At 64.1% G+C, this 20,812-nt stretch carries 18 protein-coding genes and 1 pseudogene; 11 read left to right on the forward strand and 8 right to left on the reverse strand.

Going from position 1 to position 20,812, the window contains the following annotated elements; genetic code table 11:
- Positions 1-50: 50 nt before the first annotated feature.
- On the reverse strand, positions 51-1,022 hold the full coding sequence (locus KDK82_RS11990) for a LysR family transcriptional regulator (protein ID WP_088165002.1): 972 nt from the start codon (positions 1,020-1,022) through the stop codon (positions 51-53).
- Between the two features lie 108 nt (positions 1,023-1,130).
- On the opposite strand from KDK82_RS11990, the gene KDK82_RS11995 reads away from it, so the two are divergent.
- The gene (locus tag KDK82_RS11995; protein WP_256974463.1) at positions 1,131-2,663 is read left to right on the forward strand and encodes an MFS transporter; all 1,533 of its coding nucleotides are present in this window, start codon (positions 1,131-1,133) and stop codon (positions 2,661-2,663) included.
- 13 nt (positions 2,664-2,676) lie between these two features.
- On the opposite strand, the gene KDK82_RS12000 is transcribed toward KDK82_RS11995, so the two are convergent.
- A complete protein-coding gene (locus tag KDK82_RS12000; protein ID WP_256974464.1) occupies positions 2,677-5,010 on the reverse strand; it encodes a TonB-dependent receptor in 2,334 nt (777 codons plus the stop codon).
- Positions 5,011-5,196: 186 nt separating this feature from the next.
- Positions 5,197-6,531 (reverse strand): sigma-70 family RNA polymerase sigma factor, encoded by a 1,335-nt coding sequence (locus KDK82_RS12005; protein ID WP_088165005.1) that lies wholly within the window; start codon positions 6,529-6,531, stop codon positions 5,197-5,199.
- 32 nt (positions 6,532-6,563) lie between these two features.
- Here KDK82_RS12005 and KDK82_RS12010 point away from each other — a divergent pair, with 32 nt between their 5' ends.
- Both KDK82_RS12010 and KDK82_RS12015 read left to right on the forward strand, forming a co-directional pair.
- Positions 6,564-6,905 (forward strand): hypothetical protein, encoded by a 342-nt coding sequence (locus tag KDK82_RS12010; RefSeq protein WP_256974465.1) that lies wholly within the window; start codon positions 6,564-6,566, stop codon positions 6,903-6,905.
- A gap of 90 nt (positions 6,906-6,995) precedes the next feature.
- Positions 6,996-7,745 carry an META domain-containing protein gene (locus tag KDK82_RS12015; protein ID WP_088165006.1) on the forward strand — a complete coding sequence of 250 codons (750 nt, stop codon included), beginning with the start codon at positions 6,996-6,998 and terminating at the stop codon, positions 7,743-7,745.
- A 166-nt stretch (positions 7,746-7,911) separates the two neighbouring features.
- On the opposite strand, the gene KDK82_RS12020 is transcribed toward KDK82_RS12015, so the two are convergent.
- Positions 7,912-8,811 (reverse strand): LysR family transcriptional regulator, encoded by a 900-nt coding sequence (locus KDK82_RS12020; protein WP_088165007.1) that lies wholly within the window; start codon positions 8,809-8,811, stop codon positions 7,912-7,914.
- 201 nt (positions 8,812-9,012) lie between these two features.
- Between KDK82_RS12020 and KDK82_RS12025 the strand changes: the two genes are divergently transcribed.
- The gene (locus KDK82_RS12025) at positions 9,013-9,624 is read left to right on the forward strand and encodes a glutathione S-transferase family protein (RefSeq protein ID WP_088165008.1); all 612 of its coding nucleotides are present in this window, start codon (positions 9,013-9,015) and stop codon (positions 9,622-9,624) included.
- Between the two features lie 46 nt (positions 9,625-9,670).
- On the forward strand, positions 9,671-11,746 hold the full coding sequence (locus KDK82_RS12030) for a pyridoxamine 5'-phosphate oxidase family protein (protein WP_088165009.1): 2,076 nt from the start codon (positions 9,671-9,673) through the stop codon (positions 11,744-11,746).
- Positions 11,747-11,832: 86 nt separating this feature from the next.
- Here the strand turns inward: KDK82_RS12030 and KDK82_RS12035 are convergent, their stop codons facing one another.
- Positions 11,833-12,864: an AAA family ATPase gene (locus tag KDK82_RS12035; protein ID WP_088165010.1), complete on the reverse strand. Its 1,032-nt coding sequence runs from the start codon at positions 12,862-12,864 to the stop codon at positions 11,833-11,835.
- A gap of 154 nt (positions 12,865-13,018) precedes the next feature.
- Between KDK82_RS12035 and KDK82_RS12040 the strand changes: the two genes are divergently transcribed.
- The 6 genes and pseudogenes from KDK82_RS12040 to KDK82_RS12065 form a co-directional block, all read left to right on the forward strand.
- Positions 13,019-13,717, forward strand: a complete 699-nt coding sequence (locus KDK82_RS12040) for a hypothetical protein (protein ID WP_088165011.1) — start codon at positions 13,019-13,021, stop codon at positions 13,715-13,717.
- A gap of 14 nt (positions 13,718-13,731) precedes the next feature.
- On the forward strand, positions 13,732-13,965 hold the full coding sequence (locus KDK82_RS12045; RefSeq protein ID WP_088165503.1) for a hypothetical protein: 234 nt from the start codon (positions 13,732-13,734) through the stop codon (positions 13,963-13,965).
- Positions 13,966-14,132: 167 nt separating this feature from the next.
- Positions 14,133-14,597 (forward strand): GNAT family N-acetyltransferase, encoded by a 465-nt coding sequence (locus KDK82_RS12050; RefSeq protein ID WP_088165012.1) that lies wholly within the window; start codon positions 14,133-14,135, stop codon positions 14,595-14,597.
- 555 nt (positions 14,598-15,152) lie between these two features.
- Positions 15,153-16,082, forward strand: coding sequence for a hypothetical protein (locus KDK82_RS12055; protein WP_088165013.1), 930 nt, complete (start codon positions 15,153-15,155; stop codon positions 16,080-16,082).
- Positions 16,083-16,090: 8 nt separating this feature from the next.
- Positions 16,091-16,594 carry a hypothetical protein gene (locus tag KDK82_RS33180; protein ID WP_256974466.1) on the forward strand — a complete coding sequence of 168 codons (504 nt, stop codon included), beginning with the start codon at positions 16,091-16,093 and terminating at the stop codon, positions 16,592-16,594.
- Positions 16,595-16,721: 127 nt separating this feature from the next.
- A pseudogene (locus tag KDK82_RS12065) lies at positions 16,722-17,194 on the forward strand (hypothetical protein); the annotation flags it as partial.
- Between the two features lie 27 nt (positions 17,195-17,221).
- On the opposite strand, the gene KDK82_RS32765 reads toward KDK82_RS12065, so the two are convergent.
- The 3 genes from KDK82_RS32765 to KDK82_RS12080 all read right to left on the reverse strand — a co-directional run bounded on the left by KDK82_RS32765 (position 17,222) and on the right by KDK82_RS12080 (position 20,801).
- Entirely contained in the window at positions 17,222-17,407 is a 186-nt protein-coding gene (locus KDK82_RS32765; RefSeq protein WP_179217897.1) for a hypothetical protein, read from the reverse strand.
- A gap of 265 nt (positions 17,408-17,672) precedes the next feature.
- On the reverse strand, positions 17,673-19,517 hold the full coding sequence (locus KDK82_RS12075; RefSeq protein WP_088165506.1) for an acyl-CoA dehydrogenase: 1,845 nt from the start codon (positions 19,515-19,517) through the stop codon (positions 17,673-17,675).
- Positions 19,518-19,625: 108 nt separating this feature from the next.
- A complete protein-coding gene (locus KDK82_RS12080; RefSeq protein ID WP_013802768.1) occupies positions 19,626-20,801 on the reverse strand; it encodes an acetyl-CoA C-acyltransferase in 1,176 nt (391 codons plus the stop codon).
- Positions 20,802-20,812 lie beyond the last annotated feature (11 nt).

Below are 20,812 nucleotides of genomic sequence, written 5' to 3' on the forward strand. Positions count from 1 at the left end.
GAGCATAGACCGATGGTGGGAGAACCGGGCCGCTCCCGCCACGGTGCGGCTCAGGTAACCCCTCTGCCGGCCCCATCCGTCAGCGACGCCACGGAAGGCCTGATCCATTGCGGATCATCGAGCTGCCGTTGAATGCAGTCGCGCAACCATTGATGCGCGGGATCCGCCTGATGGCGCGGATGCCAGGCCATGCGCATGGGCTGCACCTGCACGTCGATGGGCAAGGCAAACACCACCAGCCCCAGCGATGCGGCCATGCCATGCGCCGTACGTGTCGGCACGCAGGCCACCAGGTCGGTGCGGGAGGCCGCAATCAGGGCCGAGAACGAACTGGGCACCAGCAGCGCCAGTTGCCGCTGCAGGCCCAGCGCCTCCAGGGCAGCGTCCACGGGCGAGCTTTCACCCGGGCGCTGCGTGATGCCGACGTGGCGCGCGGCGGCGAACTGCGCGGCGCTCAGCCGTTGCGACTTTCTGGTGGACTTCAACAGGGGATGGCCAGCGCGCACGACGCCCACCAAGGTCTGCTCCGATATCACCAGACTCTCGGTTTCCGGGTCCATGCTGCGAAAGCTGCCCACATCCAGGTCGATGCGGCCTTCGCGCAGGGCCCCGGGGTCGGCATGGGTTTCGGGCAGGAACTGCAGGCTGGCCAGCGGCATTTCCGCCTCCAGCGCACACGAGAGGCTGGCACCGAAGACGACGGCAATGCCTTCGGGCGCCCGCACCACGAAGCGGCGGCGCAGGCCCGCCAGTCCTCCCGCATCGACAGGGTCCTGCAGCGCCCGCGCCTGGGCCAGCAGCGCGCGCACCGGCTCCGCCAGGGCCAGGGCGCGCGGCGTGGGCACCAGGCTGCGGCCCGCACGCACCAGGATGGGATCGCCAAACGCCTCCCTGATGCGTGCCAGCGTATGGCTCATGGCGGGAGTGCTCAGGTGCATGCGCCCGGCCGCTTGCGTCACGCTGCCGGTGCTGAGCAAGGCATCCAGTGCAATCAGCAGGTTGAGGTCGTATGTGTTCGCCATGCGAAATCATACGTTCAATACATTGCACTGTACAAAATCCACACCGCTCCCGACACTGGCGGCCGTTGCCTCAACCCAAGCCCTCGCCGCTGCACGCCCATGACGCCCATGCCCACAACCTCGCTGACTTCCCCGCCCGGTCGGCGGAACCTGCCCCGGCTTTGCTTCGCCATGCTCGTGCTGACGCTCGTCCTCGCGGCCCTGGACCAGACCATTCTTTCGACCGCCCTGCCCGTGATGGCCCGCGAACTGCCGGGCCATTGGCCGCTGGCCTGGGTGTTCTCGGCCTATCTGCTGGCGGCCACCGTGGTGATTGCGCTGTACGGGCGGCTGGCCGATGTGCTGGGCAGAAAGCCCATGCTGCTGCTGGCCATCGGCCTGTTCCTGGCCGGCTCCCTGGCCTGTGGTGCCAGCCATGACCTGCAGCAGCTGGTGTTGGCGCGTGCCCTGCAGGGCGCAGGCGGCGGCGGACTCATGACGCTGACGATGCTGACCCTTGCCGATCTGTTTGCGCCTGAACAACGGGCCCGCTACCAGAGCCTGCTGGGCGCTGCCTATGGCGTATCGACCATGATCGGCCCGCTGCTGGGCGGGGCGCTGGTGGAGCATCTGTCCTGGCACTGGGCGTTCTGGCTGAATGTGCCGCTCGCAGGGCTGGCCTGGGGAGTGCTGGCATGGGCGCTGCCCGCCAGGGCGGCTGCGCCGCAGGCTGCCGCCGAGCCCCGGCCCCGCCAGCGCATCGACTGGCTGGGTGCCGTGTTGCTGGCCGCAGCCCTGGTCAGCCTGCTGCTGGCCACCCAGCACAGCCACCTGAATCTGCCAGAGCAGCTGTCGCTGTGGGTGCTGCTGGCCCTGGGCGCCAAGTTCGCCCTGGCATTCTTCGTGCGCCAGCGCCGCGCCACCCATCCGCTGCTGCCGCTGTCGCTGTTTGCCCACCCGGCCTACGCGGCAGTCAGTTTCCTGGCCCTGTCCACGGGCGTTGCGCTGTATGCGGCCGTTGTTTTCCTTCCGCAGTATCTGCAGATTGGCCTGCACCTGTCGCCTACCGGTTCCGCCTGGCACCTTGCGCCGCTGATGGCCGGCATCACTGCAGGGGCCATTGGCAGCGGCCGGCGCCTGCGCGCCCAGACGCCAGCCGCGTCGCTCGCCCGGGTGGCCTGCGTGCTGATGCTGCTGTCGTTCGGACTGATCACCGCGGCCTTGCACTGGCTGCCACAGGCGCCGCTGGCCCTGTCCGCAGGACTGCTGCCGCTGGGCCTGGGACTGGGGCTGATGTTTCCCATCATCACCGTGGTGGCGCAGCGTGTGTCGCCGGCCCGGCACCTGGGCATTGCCACGGCGGCACCCGTCATGCTGCGCAGCCTGGGCGGCGCCGCCGGCGTGGCCTTGCTGGCAGCCCTGCTCAGCCATTTGATGAAACAGGAGCTGGCTGCGGCCAGCCCCCTGGCAGCACAGGCCGATGCCGTCACCGCCGCGCTGGGCCACGGGCTGCAGGCCATCTTCGGCTGCGCGGCGCTGGCGGTTCTGGCGGCGTTGGCTGCCTGCCGATGGCTGCCGGCGCGCAAAGCCGCAGTGCGTGACGGCCAGGGAGCCCCTGCGGCGCAGAGCGCCGCCATTCGCCGAGGTGCGGAAGGCGCCTAGGCCGCCCCATGCCTCAGAAATCCACCGAAGCCGACACCACGAAGGTGCGCGGAATCATCGGCGAGACGGCGCCCCAGGACGTGACACCGGCCCAGGCCTTGCGGTCGGCCACGTTCTGCACCGTGGCGCGCAGCGTGGTCTTGCGGCCTGCGATGCGGGTGGCATAGCGCAGGCCCAGGTCGGTGCGTGTCCAGCCCGGGATGCGCAGGCGGTTGGCCTGGTCCACGAACTGGGCGCCGGTGTAGGCCAGGTCGCCGACCAGGGTCAGGCCCTCAAGAGCGGGCACATCCCATTCCACGCCCAGGTTGGCCAGCAGCCGCGAGGTGCCGATGGGCCGGTTGCCCACCAGCGCAGGCGTGGCCGAGCGCGTGATCTCGGGCTTGAGCCAGGTCACGCCACCGAGCAGGCGCAGGCCGCGCGCGGCCTCGCCGTAGGCATACAGCTCCATGCCCAGGTTGCGCTGCTCGCCATTGGTCTTGTAGACGCCCTGGTCCAGGCCGCCGCTGGGTTTTTCAATGCTGAACAGGGTGGCCGTGGCCATGAAGCTGCCGAAGTCGTACTTGCTGCCCACTTCGTACTGGCGGCTCTTGTAGGGGCGCAGCACCTCGCCGTAGTTGCTGGCCGCGGGCGGCGCGATGTCGCCCTTGCTCAGGCCTTCGATGTAGTTGGCGTAGAGGCTCCAGTTGGGCGCCTGGCGCCAGACCACGCCCACGGCGGGCGTGGTCACGCTCTCGTCGTAGACATTGGCGGTGCCGCCCGTGAGCACGTTGTAGTTGGTGGACTTGATGGCCTGGTGGCGCAGGCCCAGCGACAGTTGCAGCCGGTCCTGCAGCAGCGAGAGCGTGTCCACGAGCGCCAGGCTGGTGTTGCGGTTGTCATGGATGCGCGGAATGGCCGAAGGCCGCGCAATGCTCTGCGGCGCGTGGGCAATGGGCGCATAGACGTTGGACACCACGGTGGAGCCCGCCTGCAGCGCGCGGTGAAAATCCTCACGGTAGCTGGCCAGCTGCAGCGTGACCGAATGCTTGACACCGGCCAGCGCAAAGCGCGAGCGCAGGCCCGCGTCGATGGTGCTGCGGTCCACGTCGAACACCGCGTAGGTGGGCGTGATGCTGGTGGCGCCTGCCGCACTGGTCAGGCGCGGGGCCGAGTCGTAGATGCGGTCCACATCGGCGCGCGACTGGCCGATGTTGGCGAACAGCGTGAGCTGCTGCGTGAGGTCCAGTTCGGTGCGCAGCAGCACGGCGCGCTCGCGGTTCTTGGACCATTCCCAGGGCTGGGTCACGTTGCGCCGGCCATCCGGCGCAGCAGGCATGGAGGTGAGCCCCGTGGGCATGATGGGCCGGCCCACGCCGTCGATGCGCTCGTCCTGCGAGAGCAGGTCCAGCGTGGCACGGAAGCGCTCCACCTCGTAGTCCATCGCCACGGCCAGCACATGGCCGTCGGTGCTTTGATGGTCCATGGACGTATCGCCGCCATACTTGCTGGCGTTGACGCGGATGCCGTACTGGGCCTCGTCGCCAAAGCGCCGGCCCACGTCGGCATGGGCACGCCAGAGGCTGTCCGAAGTCCAGCCCGTGGTCAGCCGCGCCACGTCTTCATTGGCGCGCTTGGGAGCGATGTTGATCACCCCGCCCACCGAGCCGTTGGGCGACATGCCGAACAGCAGCGCGCCCGGCCCCTTGACCACCTCGATGCGGTCCACGTACTCGGTGCGCACGCGGTAGTTGGGGGCAATGCCGTAGATGCCGTCAAAGGCGATCTCGCCCGAGTTGCCTTCCCAGATCGGAAAGCCCCGGATATAGAGGTTGTCCACGTTGCCGCCCGGCAGCACGGTGTAGCGCACGGAAGGGTCGCGGTTCACCGCCTCGGCAATGGTGCCGGCCTGCTGGTTGCGCACGGCCTCGGACGTGTAGCTGGTGGTGCTGAACGGCGCCTGCATGTTGCCGGTATTGCCCAGCACGCCCAGGCGCACGCCCTTGGCCACCTGCCCGCCGGCGTAGGGCGCGGGCAGCAGGCTCACATACTGGTCGCCGGCCGTGACGGTGATCTCGGACAGGCGGTGCGCGTTTTCCGGCGCGTTGGCGGCAGCAGGCAGCAGGGTCAGCGTGCCGCCCTCGATGCGCCCCTGCAGGCCGCTGCCCTGCAGCAATGCCGCCAGGCCCTGGCGCACATCGTGGCTGCCGTTGAGCGCCGGGGCCTGACGGCCCTGCACCAGTTCGGAGGAGTAGGTGAGTTGCAGCCCCGCCTGGCGCGCAAACTGGCTCAGCGCCTGGGCCAGCGGCTGGGCCGGCACGTCGAAGGACACCGATTGCGCGGCGGCCAACTGCAGTTGCAGGCCCAGCACCAGGCCTGCACATGCATGAAAAACCGCTGTGCGGCGGAGACGGAGGCGGAATCGGAATCGGGAGGACTTGGGAGCGGACATAAGGACTTTCTGGAAGACAGGCTCATTGCGAATCGCCGGCACAGGCAGGGCGCCCGGCCTTTCATATGCAAATACGAGTCACTCCCAAAAACCCTGAAAAAAACTTCACGGCTCCGCGCGCCCGCCGCGCCGCGCAATCCGCAGGCCGCCGTCGTCCAGCACGCTGACCTGCACCGGGGCGAACTGCGGCAGCCCGCGCAACCATCGCTCGGCCTGGGCAATGCGCACATGGCCGCTGATGGCCAGTTGCGCCGCGCCCTCCTCCACCACCAGGCGGCGCTGCGTGTAGCGGCCCAGCCGGTGCACGACGCGGCCCAGCGGTTCCTGCTCGAAGACCAGTTCGCCCTCGCGCCAGGCCGCGGGCCGTTGCTGGAGCTGCGGCTGCCAGGCAGCGCCGTCGGCATCTCCTGCCCCGCCGTCCAGGGGAATGCGCAGCGACTGGCTGTCCTGCAGCAACTGGCTGCGTCCGGTGGCCGCATGCTCCACCCGCACCTGGCCCGACTCCACCTGCACCCGCACCGCATCGGGCTCCAGTTCCACGCCAAAGCGCGTGCCCAGCACGGTCACGCGCAAGGGGCCGGCCTCCACCACAAAGGGCCGTGCCGCATCGCGCGCCACGGCAAAGAAGGCGGCGCCTTCCAGCAGCCGTGCCTGTCGCAGGTCGGCACGGTAGGTCAGCGCCACGCGGCTGGCGGCGTCCACACGCAGTACGCTGCCATCGGGCAGCTCCAGGCTGCGCTGCACGCCCGTGGCGCTGGCCAGTTCACCTTGCCACAGCACGCGGCGGCTCCACATCTGCCAGGCGGGCCAGGCCGCGCTGGCCATGCCGGCCACGCCCAGCAGCGCGCCCAGGGCACGCCGCCGCCGCTTTCTGGAAGAGGCCTGCAAGCCCGCCTCCACCCCGCCGCGCCAGCGCAGCAAGGCGGCTTCCAGGCAGGCATCGGCCTGCATCAGGTCACGCTCCACGGTGTTCAGGGAGACCTGCAGGCGCTGGGCGATGTCGGCCTGCCGCTCGCCATGCAGGCGGTGGGCCAGCAAGGCGGCCTGCATGCGCTCGGGCAGGTCTGCAATCGTGCGCTCCACCACGGCCAGTGCCTGCCGGTACATGGCGCGGTCGGCCACATCGCCTTCGGCCTCGGGCTGCAATTGCGCCCAGTCGTCCATGCAGCGCTGCTGCGCACCGCGCTGGCGCAGCCTGTCTATCGCCAGATGCTTGGCCGTGGCAAACAGGTAGGCCCGCGCGGCTTCGAGCGTGGGCGAGCTGCCATCGGGCAGCTGCGGCGGCGCATCGGCCAGGCGCAGCCAGGTTTCCTGGGCCAGTTCCTGCGCCTCGTCACGGCTGCCGGTCTTGCCCACCAGATAGGACACCAGCTGCTGCTGGCAGGCACAGAAAAGCTGGTGCCAGCGCGCAGCGGTCCAGGAAGCGGAAGGGGTGGGCATGGCCGGGGGGAGGTGAGGAATCGACAACGAGAATGACTATCATTCTAGTTTTGTTTGATCCAGGCAGGCTCGGCGGACTGGCCATCGAAGGCAAACTGTCCACCCATCAACATCCGGACCACATGCCCATGATCTTCCTGGCGATCACATCTACCGGCTTGGCACAGGCACTTCTCGCCGCCACCGAAAGCGACGCCGTCTGGTGCGGCAGCGACGCGATTTCCGAAGCCGACTACGCCGCCCGACAATGGCCCAACCTCAGCCGCTTTGCCTACTCGCTGGAGGACCGCGTTTTGATCGACGATGGTGTGTCCACCATTGAGGAACACCATCCGGGGCAGACGGTCTGGGTCGAGGCATCTTCCCTGCGATAGCGGGTTCTCTGGTCACCACCTTGAGGGCTTCAATTGAAAGCTTTTCTTCAATTCCTGGCAGCCATACTTTTGTCCACTGCAAGCCACGGCATGGAACACATTGCCAGCCAAAGTGCGCTACCGCATCAAAACAAGGACGCGGAGTATTTATCTGCCTACGAGTGGAACCTGCAGCAGGCTTTCGATGCCGTAGGCAAAGAGAAAAAGAATTGGAAAACACCAGACAGCCCCTCAATAAAGCTGTGGTTCTCCAAAGATGGAGATTTCGGCACACAGATATGCAATTCCATGAACTGGAAATATGAGATGGATGCCGATGGAAGCCTCCAGATCAAGCCCGGCATCTACACGATGGCCGGGTGTCCCGAGCCATTGATGGAGCTGCAAAAATGGGCAAGTGACTTGCTGTCAAGGAAATTCCACTACCAATTGACAACGGCAATCGCCAACGCACCGCCCCATCTGCAACTGCGCTTTGCCGATGGCAGCCGCTGGGAATTGCAGGGCGAGCCCACGCCAAGAACCAAGTACGGAAGCGATGGCCAGGCGATTCTTCTGGAAGTCGAAGCACAACATGTGCCGTGCAAGGACAGCACAGCCAAGGGCAGCGAGTGCCTGCGCGTTAGAGAGGTCAACTGGCATGTTCGCAACGGGAAAGGCGAATTCCACAACCATGGAAAATGGCAGACCGTCGGATTGACAGCGATTGATGGCTATTCACATCCAGCGGGCTGGCACGGTGTTCTGAATGTCACTCGCTTCAATTTGAAGAATCCGCCTTCCGACGAAATGGCATTTGCCTATCTATTTCAAGGAGAAACAACCCGATTCTCCCAATAGAAACGCCATGCCCGCCTACGCGCCCAATCCCAAAGTCATTTCCCGAGCCACCTGCGCAGCCTCCCTGCGCCTGACCTCGGCCTGATCGACAAAGCCGCAATCCAGCGATTCGGCGCTGGTGCACATGGTTTGCAATGCGCGGGAGATGGCTTCCAGGCACTGGCCGCTACCACCTCAACGCCGCCACCCTCAGCGCATCCACCGCCATGTCGATGAACGCCCGCACGCGGTGCGCGGCATGGCGCCCTTCCCGGTGCACCACATGAATCGGTAGCGGCGGCCGCTCGAAGGGCTCCAGCACCAGGCGCAGTGCGCCGTCCTGCACGGGCTTGGCGATCTGGTAGAGCGGCAGGCGCGTGATGCCTTGCCCGGCCAGGGCGCAGTCTGCCGCAGCCTCGTTGGTCATGGACATGAGGCGCGGCTGCAGGCGCACGGCCAGGGCCTTGTCGCCTTCGAGAAACCGCCATTCGGGCGTGGAGGTGAGGCCGGATGCGGTGATGGTGGTGTGCTGCGCTAGCTCCTCGGGCCGCTGGGGCACACCGTGGCTGGCCAGGTATGCGGGCGAGGCACACAGCACCTGTCGCACGCTGCCCACGCGGATGGCCTGCAGCGAGGAGTCGGGCAGCTCGCCGATGCGCACGGCCACGTCCACGCCCTCGTCCACCAGGCTGACCACGCGGTCCACAAACCAGCAGTTGACGTCCACCTCGGGAAACCGGCCCAGGTAGTCGTGCACCACGGGCAGCACGTGCATGCGCCCGAAGTTGACCGGCGCCGTGAGCGTGAGCCGGCCGCGCGGTGCGGCGTGGGCGCTGGCGGCATGCTCGTCGGCCTCTTCCAGCTCGGCCAGGATGCGGCGGCAGCTGTCCGCATAGGCGATGCCGGCTTCGGTCACGCGCACGAAGCGCGTGGTGCGCGTGAGCAGGCGCACGCCCAAGCGCTCTTCCAGGTCGGAAACCGCGCGCGTCACCACCGAGGGCGAGACCTTGAGCCGACGTGCGGCCGAGGCGAAGCCGCCCGTGTCCACCACCGCGAGAAATGCCGTCATGGACTGGAAGCGATCCATCTGTGCCTGCCTTGTCTTTGTCGTGTGTCTGCCCGGCTGCGGGCGGCCCGCGCAGGCCTGCCCAGGTTTGCGCCGGCGCATTGTTCGCGTTCCCGCAAGAGTGACTTGCCGCCGCCAGGGATTCTAAAGATGCGGGCGGAGAAGGAGGATACGTCCCGTGGCGCCGACAACCGGCGCCTTCACCAACCCCAAGGAACCGCAATGAAGCTCTACCACTTTCCCCTGTCCGGCCACGCCCATCGCGCCCGCCTCTTCCTCGGCCTGCTGGGCGTGGAGCATGAGCTGGTCCATGTGGACCTGGCCAACGGCGCGCAGAAGAAGCCCGAATTCCTGGCGCTGAACCCGCTGGGCCAGGTGCCGGTGCTGGACGACAACGGCACGGTGATTGCCGACTCCAACGCCATCCTGGTCTACCTGGCGCGCAAGCTGGACCGCCAGGACTGGATGCCTCTGGGCGCACAGGCCGAGGCCGAGATCCAGAAATGGCTGAGCATCGCCGCCGGCCCCATTGCCTTCGGCCCGGCGGCGGCCCGGCTGGTCACGGTGTTCAAGGCCCCCTTCCAGGCCGAGGAAGTGATAGCCCGCGCCCACGCCATCCTCGGCAAGATCGAGGCGCAATTGACCACCCGCCCCTTCCTCACCGGCAGCACGCCCACGATTGCCGACGTGGCCCTGTACAGCTACATCGCCAGCGCGCCCGAGGGCAATGTGGACCTGCAGCCCTACCGCGAAGTGCGCGCCTGGCTCGGCCGCATCGAGGCGCTGCCGGGCTTCGTGGCATTCGCCCAGACGCCGGCCGGCCTGCGGGCCTGAGTGCCTGAGCCACACCTCCCCTGAACCCCCGGCAAAGGAGCGCACCATGCACCCGCAACCCCTGCAAAACCCCGCCTCGCCCTGGCATGCGGGCGAACTGGCGATCCAGCAAAGCGTTGGCGTCGTGGGCCGCATGGACATGCCGGGACGCAAGTTCCTGCGGCCCTTCCTGCTGGACCAGCACCGCGAGTTCTATCCTCTGCTGCATTTCGTGGTGCTGGGCAGCGTGGATGCGCAAGGCGACGCCTGGGCCACGGTACGGGCAGGCGAGCCGGGCTTCCTGCACTCTCCCGACCCGCTGACCCTGCATGTGGCGGCGGGCCGCGATGCGGCCGACCCGGCCGAGCCGGGCCTGGCCGATGGCCATGCCGTGGGCCTGCTGGGCATGGACCCCATGACGCGCCGGCGCAACCGGCTCAACGGCACCGTGCGGCGCAAGACAGGCGTTGATGGGACGGGCGCCTTCGACATCGGCGTGGTCCAGAGCTTCGGCAACTGCCCGCGCTATATCCAGAACCGCAGCGTCCGGTTCGTCCGGCCTGCGGACGAGCCCACGCAGGTGCCGGCGGTCGAACTGGCATCGCTGGACCCTCGCGCGCGGGAGCTGATTGCGCAGGCGGACACGTTCTACGTGGCGTCCTACGTTGATGGGGAGGATGGCCTGCGCCAGGTCGATGTCTCCCACCGGGGCGGCAAGCCGGGCTTTGTGCGGATCGACGCTGATGGAACGCTGACCATCCCCGACTTCTCGGGCAACCTGTTCTTCATGACCCTGGGCAACTTCCTGGTCAATCCCAAGGCAGGCCTGCTGTTCATCGACTCCGAAACCGGGGAAATGCTGCAGATGACGGGCGAGGCCAGCGTCATCCTCGACTCCCCGGAAATCACCGCTTTCGAGGGCGCCGAGCGCCTGTGGACCTTCAAGCCCCGCCGCATCGTGCGCCGGCCCGACGCCCTGCCGCTGCGCTGGAGCATGGCGGCCGATGGCTGGTCGCCCCACCTGCAGATGACCGGAAGCTGGGCCGATGCCAGCCAGCGCCTGGCCGCCGCCCGGCTGGGGCGGCAGTGGCGGCCGTTTCGGGTGGCGCAGGTCGTGGATGAGAGTTCCACCATCCGCTCGCTCTACCTGGAGCCGGCCGATGGCATGGCCGCTGTGGCTCCCCTGGCCGGCCAGCACCTGCCGCTGCGCCTCACGCTGGCGGACGGCAGCCATCTGCAGCGCACCTATACGCTGTCGCTGGCGCCTTCGGACGGGCGCTTGCGCATCAGCGTCAAGAGGCAAGGCCGCGCATCCAGCCATCTGCATGGCCTGAAGCAAGGCGATCTGGTCGAGGCCCGCCCGCCCGCTGGCAGCTTCACCGCCGATGCGGCCCTGCGCCGCCCCGCCGTGCTGCTGGCCGCGGGCATAGGCATCACGCCCTTGCTGGCCATGCTGCGCCACATCGTCCACGAAGGCCGGCGCACCCGCAGCCTGCGGCCCACCTGGCTGTTCCAGGCGGCTCGCACGCGCAGCGAACGGGCCTTTGACACGGAGATTGCCGAACTGGTGAAGGCCGGCAATGCCGAGGTGCACTGGGTGCGAACGCTCAGCCAGCCCGGCACGGCAAAGGCCGGCCGCGACTACGACCACGAAGGCCACATCGACATGGCCCTGTTGAAAGCCACCCTGCCCTGGGACGACTACGACTTCTACCTCTGCGGCCCGGACGCCTTCATGCAGGCCACCTATGACGGCCTGCGCGAACGCAATGTGCCCGACGAGCGCATCCACGCAGAAGCCTTCGGTCCCTCGGCGCTGAAGCGATCCATGGCCGGTGCAGCCCCCGCCGCCGAACTGCCTGCACCCGCCACACAGCCTGTCCGCATCATCTTTGCCGACTCGGCCAAGGAAGCGCGCTGGAAGCCCGGCGACAGCAGCCTCCTCGAAGTGGCCGAGGCCAGGGGGCTGGAACCCGCCTTCGGCTGCCGGGGTGGCAGCTGCGGCGACTGCCGTGCTCGCGTGCTGGAAGGCGGCGTGACCTATGCATCCCCGCCCTCCTTCGCCGTGCCGGCGGGCGAGGCCCTGATCTGCTGTGCGGTGCCTGCGCAGGGGACGGGGGAGGCTTTGCATCTGGCGTTGTGAGGAGCCTGTCTCTGCGCGCTTTCCACATCAGGACATACCGACGGCAAAAGGCGCATCAGCGGTTGCTGCCCAATGCTTGGCTGCATCTAGCTTTCTATCTGGACGAGTATCGATTCATCAAGCTCTATGACTTCAAACAGGCCCTGACCCCGCTCATAGACCTCCCCTGACAGCAACCGAACCACTTTCTGGCCGATGTGCATGCACATCTCCACGACAAAGCCATCTGCGTCCCGGCGCATGTCTTTTATCCGCACAAGGCCCAAGGGCAACTCAGCCAGCAGTCGGTCACGGTAACCAATGGATGCAGGCACGCCGGGACCCGACTCAGGCGCCTCTGGAGTCACAAGGTACAGGCCGTGAAACCCGCTGCCATCCTCGATATGGGAAAGCATTGACCAGACACGTCCGTCCACCAGTTGGATCCAAATCTCGATGAACTGGAGATAGGGCACCTGCGGATGGCTCCAGACTGCTTCGCCAGGTACCCAGTGCTGCCGACCTGATTCATCCATATCCCAGCGGCCGCCTTCGGCCAACGCCATCTCGCAAGCTCGCCAGCCCACAATCACCTGCTGGTCGAGATCCTGAAGGGACGGGAACTGGCGCGGCCCCATGGGCTGGATGGAGCCCCCTGGGGCCGGCTCGGTGTCATCGATATGGATTACCGCGAACCCTTCCTGCTCACTCGGCGGCTCGAACATGGCAAACACGCTGCGAATGGCCTGCTCCGGCACTTGGTGATCGGCTCGCCGCTGCGTGTTCCTCCGCAAGGCGGTCTGCAAATCGGCTTTGAGCCAAATACAGACTACGGGCACGCCATGAGATCTGGCGATCTGAATGGCACGCTCACGATGCACCGTCTTCGGAAGGGCGGCATCAAAGAACACCGCATCACCACCCAACGCTTCGGCGTTCTGTTGAATCCAGCTGCTCTTGCCTGCAGCTTGCACCCCCACCACCACATAGAGCTTGGTCGCGGGCGAGCTGACAGACAGTGCTTTGTCCAAGTCCCGGTACGCCAACTCCCATGCGGCAGCACTGCGTTCCGGGGTGAACAGGCGACCTTGTTCGGTTTCCAGATAGTGGTCTGGATTGATGTGCTTTGTGGTTTCCATGAATGGCCAAGGCTTTATGGAGGAGCAATGTAACTGTGCGCCGCACCAAACGGTCACCAGACAAACGGCGTTGCCAAGACCATTGGTCTTCATCGATACACTCGCTGCAATTCCGGCGCCGACCATCTACACCGCAACTCCCAAGCCCCTGCCCATGAAACTCGCCGTCCACCTGCTTCGCCTGCCGTCCTTGGTTCTTGCCTGCCACATCGGCATAGCCAGTGCACAGCAAACCACACCAGCGCCAGGCACCTATGTCCGCAAAGGCGGGGGCGGCGATCTGGTGGTGCAGGCTGGCGGCAAGTTCCACATCCAGACCGTGGGCGCCAATGGTCATACCTGCGAATTGGAAGGCACCATCACCAACGGCCGGGCCAGGATGGCGAATTCGGCCTGCGCCGTGGACTTCACGCCTGCAGGTCAGCGCGTCGGGGTCGAAACGGCCACCGCCGAGGCATGCCGGGACTTCTGCGGCATGCGGGCCTGGTTCGGTGGCGATTACCTTCGGCCCACACCCGGCTGCACGGACAAGGCCATTGCCGCATCGCGCAGAAACTTCAAGCGAGCGTACGACGCCAAGGACTACCGCCTGGCGCTGACCACGCTGGCGCCGGTGCTGCAGGACTGCGATGAGGTGCTGACCGGGGTTACCAAGGGCTGGCTGCGCAACGACCTGGCGCTGGCGCAGCTTCGCTCGGGCGACGCAGCCGCCTGCCGCCAGACCCTGGCCCCGCTGGCCGAGGAAGCCGGCAAGACGGATCAGGAACTGCGCGAGGCCTATCCGCCCACCGATGCCGATGTGGTGCTGCCCATGCTCAAGGCTGCGCGCACCAATCTGCGCTTGTGCAGTTGAGCGGAGCCATCGCCATGAAAGATCCCGCATCGCCCAACGCAGGAATCTCCGGGCATTTCCGGCGTGAGGCGAAGTGGATGCTGTGGGTGCTTGGCGTGCAGCCCTTGGCGCTTGCCTTGCTGGCAGCGTGGCTGGCGCCGCTGATCCTGAACCAAGTGGAGAAAGACAAATGCCTGAAAGCTGAAGCACAGATCTCCAGGCAGACCGGCAGGTGCGAACGCCCTGAACAGGTTCCCCCGAAGGAGTGAGTTGCGGGCTATCCCGTTGCCCGCCTGGCACACGACGATGACCTGTGCTTGGGCGTGGTGCCCATGCTGTAGCGGATCGGCGGCGGCCCAGGCGTCTTGCTCTATCCTTGTGCGCTTTCATTCCAACTGAGCAGCGCCCTTGAACAGGGCTTGACCCCTTGCCACCCATGACCGATATACGCCCCGCCCACTTTCCCGAAGACCTCGACGCCGTGGTCCGCATCTTCCGGGAGTACGTGGCCAGTCCCACCGTGAGCCTGGACTTCCAGGACTTCGAGACCGAGTTCGCCGCCCTGCCCGGCAAGTACGCCGCACCCGAGGGCTGCGTGCTGCTGGCCTGGAAAGACGGCAAGCCCGTGGGCTGCGCCGCCCTGCGCCAGGTGGATGCGCAGACAGGCGAAATGAAGCGCGTCTACGTGCGCCCCACGGTACGCGGCGAGAACCTGGGACGCCGCCTGGTGGAAGGCATCCTGGACACCGCGCGCCACGCAGGCTACACCCGCATCTGCCTGGACGTGCTGCCCGAGTTCCAGGCTGCGCAGCGGCTGTATGAAAACCTGGGTTTTGTGGATGCGGAACCGGTGAGCTTCAATCCCGTGCCGGGCACGCGTTATCTCGGACTGGATCTTTGAGGCATGCACCCTCCGGCAGGCGGCCTTCAGCGCCTGCACGGCTTCCGATGCGCTGACACCCGGTCCCTGAGTCCTCGTTTGCAAGCATTCAGCACGGTGAGACCGTAGCCCATACCCCGGTCCAACAGCCTGCCCGCAAGCGCAGCGGCGGTACGGACCACCTCTCCCCGCATCCTTCACCCGCAAATGCCCGTGGCCGAGCCGGGCGGCCTGCGCTTGTGCCCCGTGAATACCGCCCATGGCGAATGGCGCTGCCTGGGACCAAACGCTCATTGGCAGCATCTCTATTCACCTGGCATTTCAAACCTGATTTTAGGAATTGTCCTAAGGACAATTCTGAAAATGATCTGTGGGCGACTTCTTTGATTGACCTCGTGCAGGCCATGAAATCAAATGAGGACTCTTCACACAGCAAACATCAGAAACCCGCTTGGACACTGACAGCGGATTATTCGCCTGCTTGCAACCAATCATTCCCGTCAAATTGCCTTTATTGATCAAGGCGCATTGGCTGGAATTCTCGATTCCGCTCCTGATCCAGCGTCTCCATACACCATGCCAGCCTCCATTGCCGCCACCTTCTATCAGATCGGCTATGCCGACATGCTTGCTCGCCAAATGGAGCAAAAACAGATCGATGCCATTGTGCTCACGCCACAGGAATACGCAGACATACTGAGCGACAAGGCGCGTAACAATCCTCGCCTGGCGGCCACGCTGCATGCCATCCTGGCACATAGTGCGCTTGGGCAATACTGGACACAGACCGCCAGCCCGAATGCAGGCAAACCCTGGGTCGCCCCCGCCTCTCTGATGGTCAGCGACGCGTACCTGATCACCAAAACGCTGATTGCATTGGGCTTGGCCGGTGCCCGCTCCTATATCAAGACAACCGCCACAGGCACCTATATCATCATCACGGGCTACGCGGGACTTCGCCGCCAGTTGCTGCAAGGCACGCGATTCCTTGCCGCCAATCCACGCATGGTCCAGATGGGCCTGGGCATTCGCGGTCTGCAGAATGTGGCCAAGGGCGGGTTTCTTCTGAGCCTGGTGGTGGGCACCGGGATAGAGACACTGGACTTCATCTTCAATGATGAGAAGACCATGCATGATCTGGTGGGGGGAATTGGAGTGGAGGCGGTCAAGGCGGGATTGGCGACGATGGTGGGCCTTGGCTTGGGAATAAAGCTTGCAACGGCAACGTCCCTTGCAATTCTTCCTTTGGCTGCTGTGGCAGTGGCCGTACTTGTCACAGGAATCATCTTGAATCAAATAGACGATGATTTGAAAATCAAACAACGTGTGATCAATATGCTGCGCATTTCCACCAGTAGCATACCTCAAGGCATATATCGGATAAATATCGACAAACTCAATTTTGATAATCAGAAACCTTATCAGCAGATAGAGTATAAATTTAACAACTGTTCCACAGAAATTTTCAAAAATGAATTTATGTGCCGCACAAATCGTAAAAACTAATTAAGAAAATGTTGGACGCAAAAAAAATAAGGAAAACCTTGATATGGGGCATTCCATTAAATGTTTTCATTTTTATTCTTTGCATTTGGTACATTAAGCATGCAATATTTAATGATATCAAAGATCTCATTGAACTATCAGCATCAATAAGAATAACACCCGGCGCACCAGTCGTAGCATATTTTCCCGTAATATTGGCAGTCGGTCTAATTTCCTCATTATCTAAGGCAATACCATGCAAAACATCAATTTTAAAGGTAACCGAACGCACCTTTAACGCAACCATGCTGGCAGGATTAATGATCATGGCTTCTTGCCTTGCACTCATAACTCCTTTGCAATACTATGCAATGCCCAAACTTGGCTATACACGCTGCAATATCCTGGAAGGGCATCCCACCATATATTTCACAGACTGGGTCAAAAACGCCGAATGGTGCGTTCGCGGAAAATCCAGAGAATGGGTCAAGGATCAGGCCCTGCTGACCGGCAGTTCTGAAATTGATCCATGAGATAGAAAAGTGAAGACTGCTTGGTCTGCGACCTTTATTCCCCTCTTTTCAGGCAGATTCTTTGCCGGCTTGCGCAGAATTCCTTTTCGCTATCACTAGCCGCTTTTGACTTCGTCGCCAACTGCGGCAAGGCACGCGATTTCTTGCCGCCAATCCACGCATGGTCCAGATGGGCCTGGGCATTCGCGGTCTGCAGAATGTGGCCAAGGGCGGATTTCTTCTGAGCCTGATGGTGGGCACCGGCATAGAGACACTGGACTTCATCTTCAATGACGAGAAGACCATTCATGATCTTGTGGCCGGGATTGGGGTAGAGGCCGTGAAAGCAGGACCGGGAACACTTGCTGGGATAGTGGCGGCCACCATAACCGCTGGAATGACGACCGTGGCAGTGATGCCGCTCTTTGCCACGGCTGTAGCCGTACTCATCACCGGCTTTGCGCTCAATCAAGCCGATACATATTGGCGAGTCAAATCCAGACAAAAATAAAAACAATTAAAGAAGATGAAAAATCGCACAATCACAAACAGAAGAAACTCCATATGGTGAATTCCATTCCTAATCCTCATATTCATTGCCAATGTTCTCATTTGCATTAATGATACGTTTCCAAATATTAGTGACCTTCATAACAATGAAGCAATTGTAAAAATAGTCCCAATCACACCACTATTAATCTCTTCACTTCCAACACCAGCGATACTCTTATTAACGATGATCGCGAATGCAATTCCTTGCAAAGAAAGAGTGCTAAAAATTATGGAGCGCATTTTGATAGTTATGCTTTCCATTAATTTTGCAAGCATAGCCATTTCATTTATTATATTAATTCCATTGCAGTACTATGCAATGCCAAAGCTTGGATATACCAATTGCAGCATCCTAAGGGATCACCCAACCATTTATTTCACAGACTGGGTCAAAAACCCAGAATGGTGCGTTCGCGGAAAAACCAGGGAATGGGTCAAAGAGCAGGCCAGGCTCTCCAGCAACCTTGAAAATCCCTGAAATAAAAAAAGCGCAGACCACATGGTCCGCGCTTTTTTGCATCCTCCGGCAGCCGTGCTGCCAACTCCCTCAGAACGCCTCTTCACTCATCTGCGCGCAAGTCATGTCGCGCTCACGCACGACCTTGAGCCAGGCGCCTATCCGGGGCAGTTCATAACGGAAGAAGTAGCGCATGGCGGCCATGCGACCAGCGTTGGCGGGTTCGGCCAGGGCGGCGTCCTTGGCGAGTACAGCCAGGGACACGTCCAGCCAGGTCCAGGCCAGTACCGTGTGGCCGAAGGCCTGCATGTAGGGCACGGCATTGGCCAGGGCCTGTTGCGGGTCGTCGGTGGCCCATGCGGCCTTGGTGGTGGCGCCGACTTCCTGCAGGGCCTTGGCCAGTTCATTGGCATGGCCGGCCAGTTCGGGCCGGGCCATGGCGCGCTGGATGGTGTCGTTGATGCGCGTGGCCAGCAGTTGCAGGCCCTTGCCGCCCTCCATGAGCACCTTGCGGCCCAGCAGGTCCATGGCCTGTATGCCGTGCGTGCCTTCATGGATCATGTTCAGGCGGTTGTCGCGCCAGTATTGCTCCACGGGAAAGTCGCGCGTGTAGCCGTAGCCGCCATGGATCTGTATGGCCAGGGAGTTGGCCTCCAGGCAGAACTCGCTGGGCCAGCTCTTGGAGATGGGGGTCAGCACTTCCAGCAGCAGCCGGGCCTCGGCCACGGATTCGGGCGTGCCGGTGTGCTGCTCATCGATCAGGCGTGCGCAGAACAGGTTCAGCGCCAGCGCGCCTTCGCAATAGGACTTCTGCGCCAGCAGCATGCGCTTGACGTCGGCGTGCTCGATGATGCGCGACTGGGGGCGCGTGGCATCCTTGCCGGCGGCACCCGGCGCCCCCTTGATCGGCCGGCCCTGCGGGCGGTTCTGCGCGTAGTCCAGGCTGGCGTGGTAGCCGGCCAGGCCCAGCATGGTGGCGGCCATACCGATGGAGATGCGGGCCTCGTTCATCATGTGGAACATGCATTTGAGGCCCTCGCCGGGCTTGCCGACCAGGTAGCCCACGGCCCCGGCACCGCCGCGCACGGGAAAGCGGCCTTCCCCGAAGTTCAGCAGCGTGTTGGTGGTGCCGCGCCAGCCCAGCTTGTGGTTGAGGCCGGCAAGGGCGACGTCGTTGCGCTCGCCGGTGAGTTGGCCTTCGGTGTCCACGAGCTTCTTGGGCACGATGAAAAGCGAGATGCCCCGCACGCCGGGCACGGGCTTGCCATCGGGACCGGGGATCTTGGCCAGCACCAGATGGACGATGTTCTCGGTCAGCTCATGGTCGCCCGCGCTGATCCACATCTTGTTGCCCTTGAGGCGGTAGCGCGGACCCAGCGCATCGCTCTCGAAATCGGCGCCATCGGGCTCGGCACGGGTGGCAATGTCGCTCAGTGACGAGCCGGCCTGGGGCTCGGACAGGCACATGGTGCCGGCCCAGCGGCCATTGAACTCATTGGTGGCGAAGACCTGTTTTTGCATGTCCGTGCCGTGGGCCATGATGGCGTTGGCATTGCCCGAGGTCAGCATGTTGGAGCCGATGCTGATGGAGGCCGCCGCGAAGAAGCTGTTGGCTGCCGCCTCCACCGTATAGGGCAGCTGCATGCCGCCGATGTCGTAGTCCTGGGCAGCGCTGAGCATGCCCGAGTCGGCATAGGCCTGGCGCGCATCGTGGGTGCACTGGGGCAGGATGACTTTCTCGCCGTCGAACTGCGGCTCCTGCGTATCCACGGTGCGGTTGAAGGGAGCGTATTTCTCGCGGGCGATGCGCTCGCAGGTGTCGAGCACGGCATCGAAGGTGTCGCGCGAATGGTCGGCAAAGCGCTCGCGCTCGCCCAGCGCATCGGCGCGCAGCCATTCATAGAGCAGGAAATCGATGGTGGAACGCAGGCGCATGGTGATGTCCGGAATCAAAAAAGAAGCCGCAGGCGCCGCCAGAGGGAGCGCGTGCGGCCAACAGGAGTAACGGGAACAGGCGGTGGCGGCCGCAGCCGCCACCTGCACTTACAGCACTTCGAACACGCCGGCGGCACCCATGCCGCCGCCGATGCACATGGTCACGCAGACACGCTTGGCACCGCGGCGCTTGCCTTCGATCAGGGCGTGGCCCGTCAGGCGCTGGCCCGACACGCCATAGGGATGGCCCAGGGCGATGGCGCCGCCGTTGACATTGAGGCGATCGTTGGGGATGCCCAGCTTGTCGCGGCAGTACAGCACCTGCACGGCAAAGGCTTCATTGAGCTCCCACAGGTCGATGTCCTGCACCGTCAGGCCCAGCTTCTTGAGCACCTTGGGCACGGCGAAGACGGGGCCGATGCCCATTTCGTCGGGCTCGCAGCCGGCCACGGCAAAGCCCAGGAAGCGGCCAAGAGGCTTGAGGTTGTTGCGCGATGCATAGTCCTCGCTGACCACCACGCAGGCGCCTGCGCCATCGGAGAACTGGCTGGCATTGCCAGCCGAGATCACGCCGCCAGGCAGCGCGGGGCGGATGCCCGAGATGCCTTCCTTGGTCGTGCCTTCGCGCACGCCCTCGTCCTTGCTGCAGGTCACTTCCTTGGTGATCAGGCCGCGCACCTTGTCGGCCACGCCCATGGTCACGGTGATGGGGGCGATCTCGGCGTCCAGCAGGCCGGCCGCCTGGGCCGCGCAGGCCTTTTGCTGGCTGGCGGCGCCGTACTCGTCCATGGCGTCACGGCCGATGCCGTAGCGCTTGGCGACCTGTTCGGCGGTCTGCAGCATGCTCCAGTAGATCTCGGGCTTTTGCTTGGCCAGGGCCAGGTCCTGGATCATGTGCAGGTTCATTTCCTGCTGCACGCAGGAGATGGACTCCACGCCGCCGGCCACGTAGACATCGCCCTCGCCCGCGATGATGCGCTGCGATGCGGTGGCAATGGTCTGCAGGCCCGAGGAGCAGAAGCGGTTGATGGTCATGCCCGATGCGGTGATGGGCAGGCCGGCCTTGAGCGCGATCTGGCGCGCAATGTTCATGCCGGTGGCGCCTTCGGGGTTGGCGCAGCCCATGATCACGTCATCGACGGCGGCAGGGTCGACGCCTGCGCGCTGCACGGCGTGCTGCACGGCATGGCCGCCCAGCGTGGCGCCATGGGTCATGTTGAAGGAGCCCTTCCAGCTTTTGGCCAGGGGCGTGCGGGCGGTGGAAACGATCACGGCGGATGTCATGGATATTCCTT

The organism is Delftia sp. K82, assembly GCF_002193035.1.
In the GTDB taxonomy this organism is placed as follows: domain Bacteria; phylum Pseudomonadota; class Gammaproteobacteria; order Burkholderiales; family Burkholderiaceae_C; genus Comamonas; species Comamonas acidovorans.

Excerpts from the sequence above, each read along its gene's own strand:
- KDK82_RS12080 (WP_013802768.1), bottom strand. The coding sequence starts at position 20,801 with ATGACATCCGCCGTGATCGTTTCCACCGCCCGCACGCCCCTGGCCAAA.
- KDK82_RS12025 (WP_088165008.1), top strand. The coding sequence starts at position 9,013 with ATGAAGCTCTACCACTTTCCCCTGTCCGGCCACGCCCATCGCGCCCGC.
- KDK82_RS12020 (WP_088165007.1), bottom strand. The coding sequence starts at position 8,811 with ATGGATCGCTTCCAGTCCATGACGGCATTTCTCGCGGTGGTGGACACG.
- KDK82_RS12040 (WP_088165011.1), top strand. The coding sequence starts at position 13,019 with ATGAAACTCGCCGTCCACCTGCTTCGCCTGCCGTCCTTGGTTCTTGCC.
- KDK82_RS12055 (WP_088165013.1), top strand. The coding sequence starts at position 15,153 with ATGCCAGCCTCCATTGCCGCCACCTTCTATCAGATCGGCTATGCCGAC.
- KDK82_RS12030 (WP_088165009.1), top strand. The coding sequence starts at position 9,671 with ATGCACCCGCAACCCCTGCAAAACCCCGCCTCGCCCTGGCATGCGGGC.
- KDK82_RS11995 (WP_256974463.1), top strand. The coding sequence starts at position 1,131 with ATGCCCACAACCTCGCTGACTTCCCCGCCCGGTCGGCGGAACCTGCCC.
- KDK82_RS32765 (WP_179217897.1), bottom strand. The coding sequence starts at position 17,407 with ATGGCTATGCTTGCAAAATTAATGGAAAGCATAACTATCAAAATGCGC.
- KDK82_RS33180 (WP_256974466.1), top strand. The coding sequence starts at position 16,091 with ATGTTGGACGCAAAAAAAATAAGGAAAACCTTGATATGGGGCATTCCA.
- KDK82_RS11990 (WP_088165002.1), bottom strand. The coding sequence starts at position 1,022 with ATGGCGAACACATACGACCTCAACCTGCTGATTGCACTGGATGCCTTG.
- KDK82_RS12010 (WP_256974465.1), top strand. The coding sequence starts at position 6,564 with ATGACTATCATTCTAGTTTTGTTTGATCCAGGCAGGCTCGGCGGACTG.
- KDK82_RS12005 (WP_088165005.1), bottom strand. The coding sequence starts at position 6,531 with ATGCCCACCCCTTCCGCTTCCTGGACCGCTGCGCGCTGGCACCAGCTT.
- KDK82_RS12045 (WP_088165503.1), top strand. The coding sequence starts at position 13,732 with ATGAAAGATCCCGCATCGCCCAACGCAGGAATCTCCGGGCATTTCCGG.
- KDK82_RS12015 (WP_088165006.1), top strand. The coding sequence starts at position 6,996 with ATGGAACACATTGCCAGCCAAAGTGCGCTACCGCATCAAAACAAGGAC.
- KDK82_RS12035 (WP_088165010.1), bottom strand. The coding sequence starts at position 12,864 with ATGGAAACCACAAAGCACATCAATCCAGACCACTATCTGGAAACCGAA.
- KDK82_RS12050 (WP_088165012.1), top strand. The coding sequence starts at position 14,133 with ATGACCGATATACGCCCCGCCCACTTTCCCGAAGACCTCGACGCCGTG.
- KDK82_RS12075 (WP_088165506.1), bottom strand. The coding sequence starts at position 19,517 with ATGCGCCTGCGTTCCACCATCGATTTCCTGCTCTATGAATGGCTGCGC.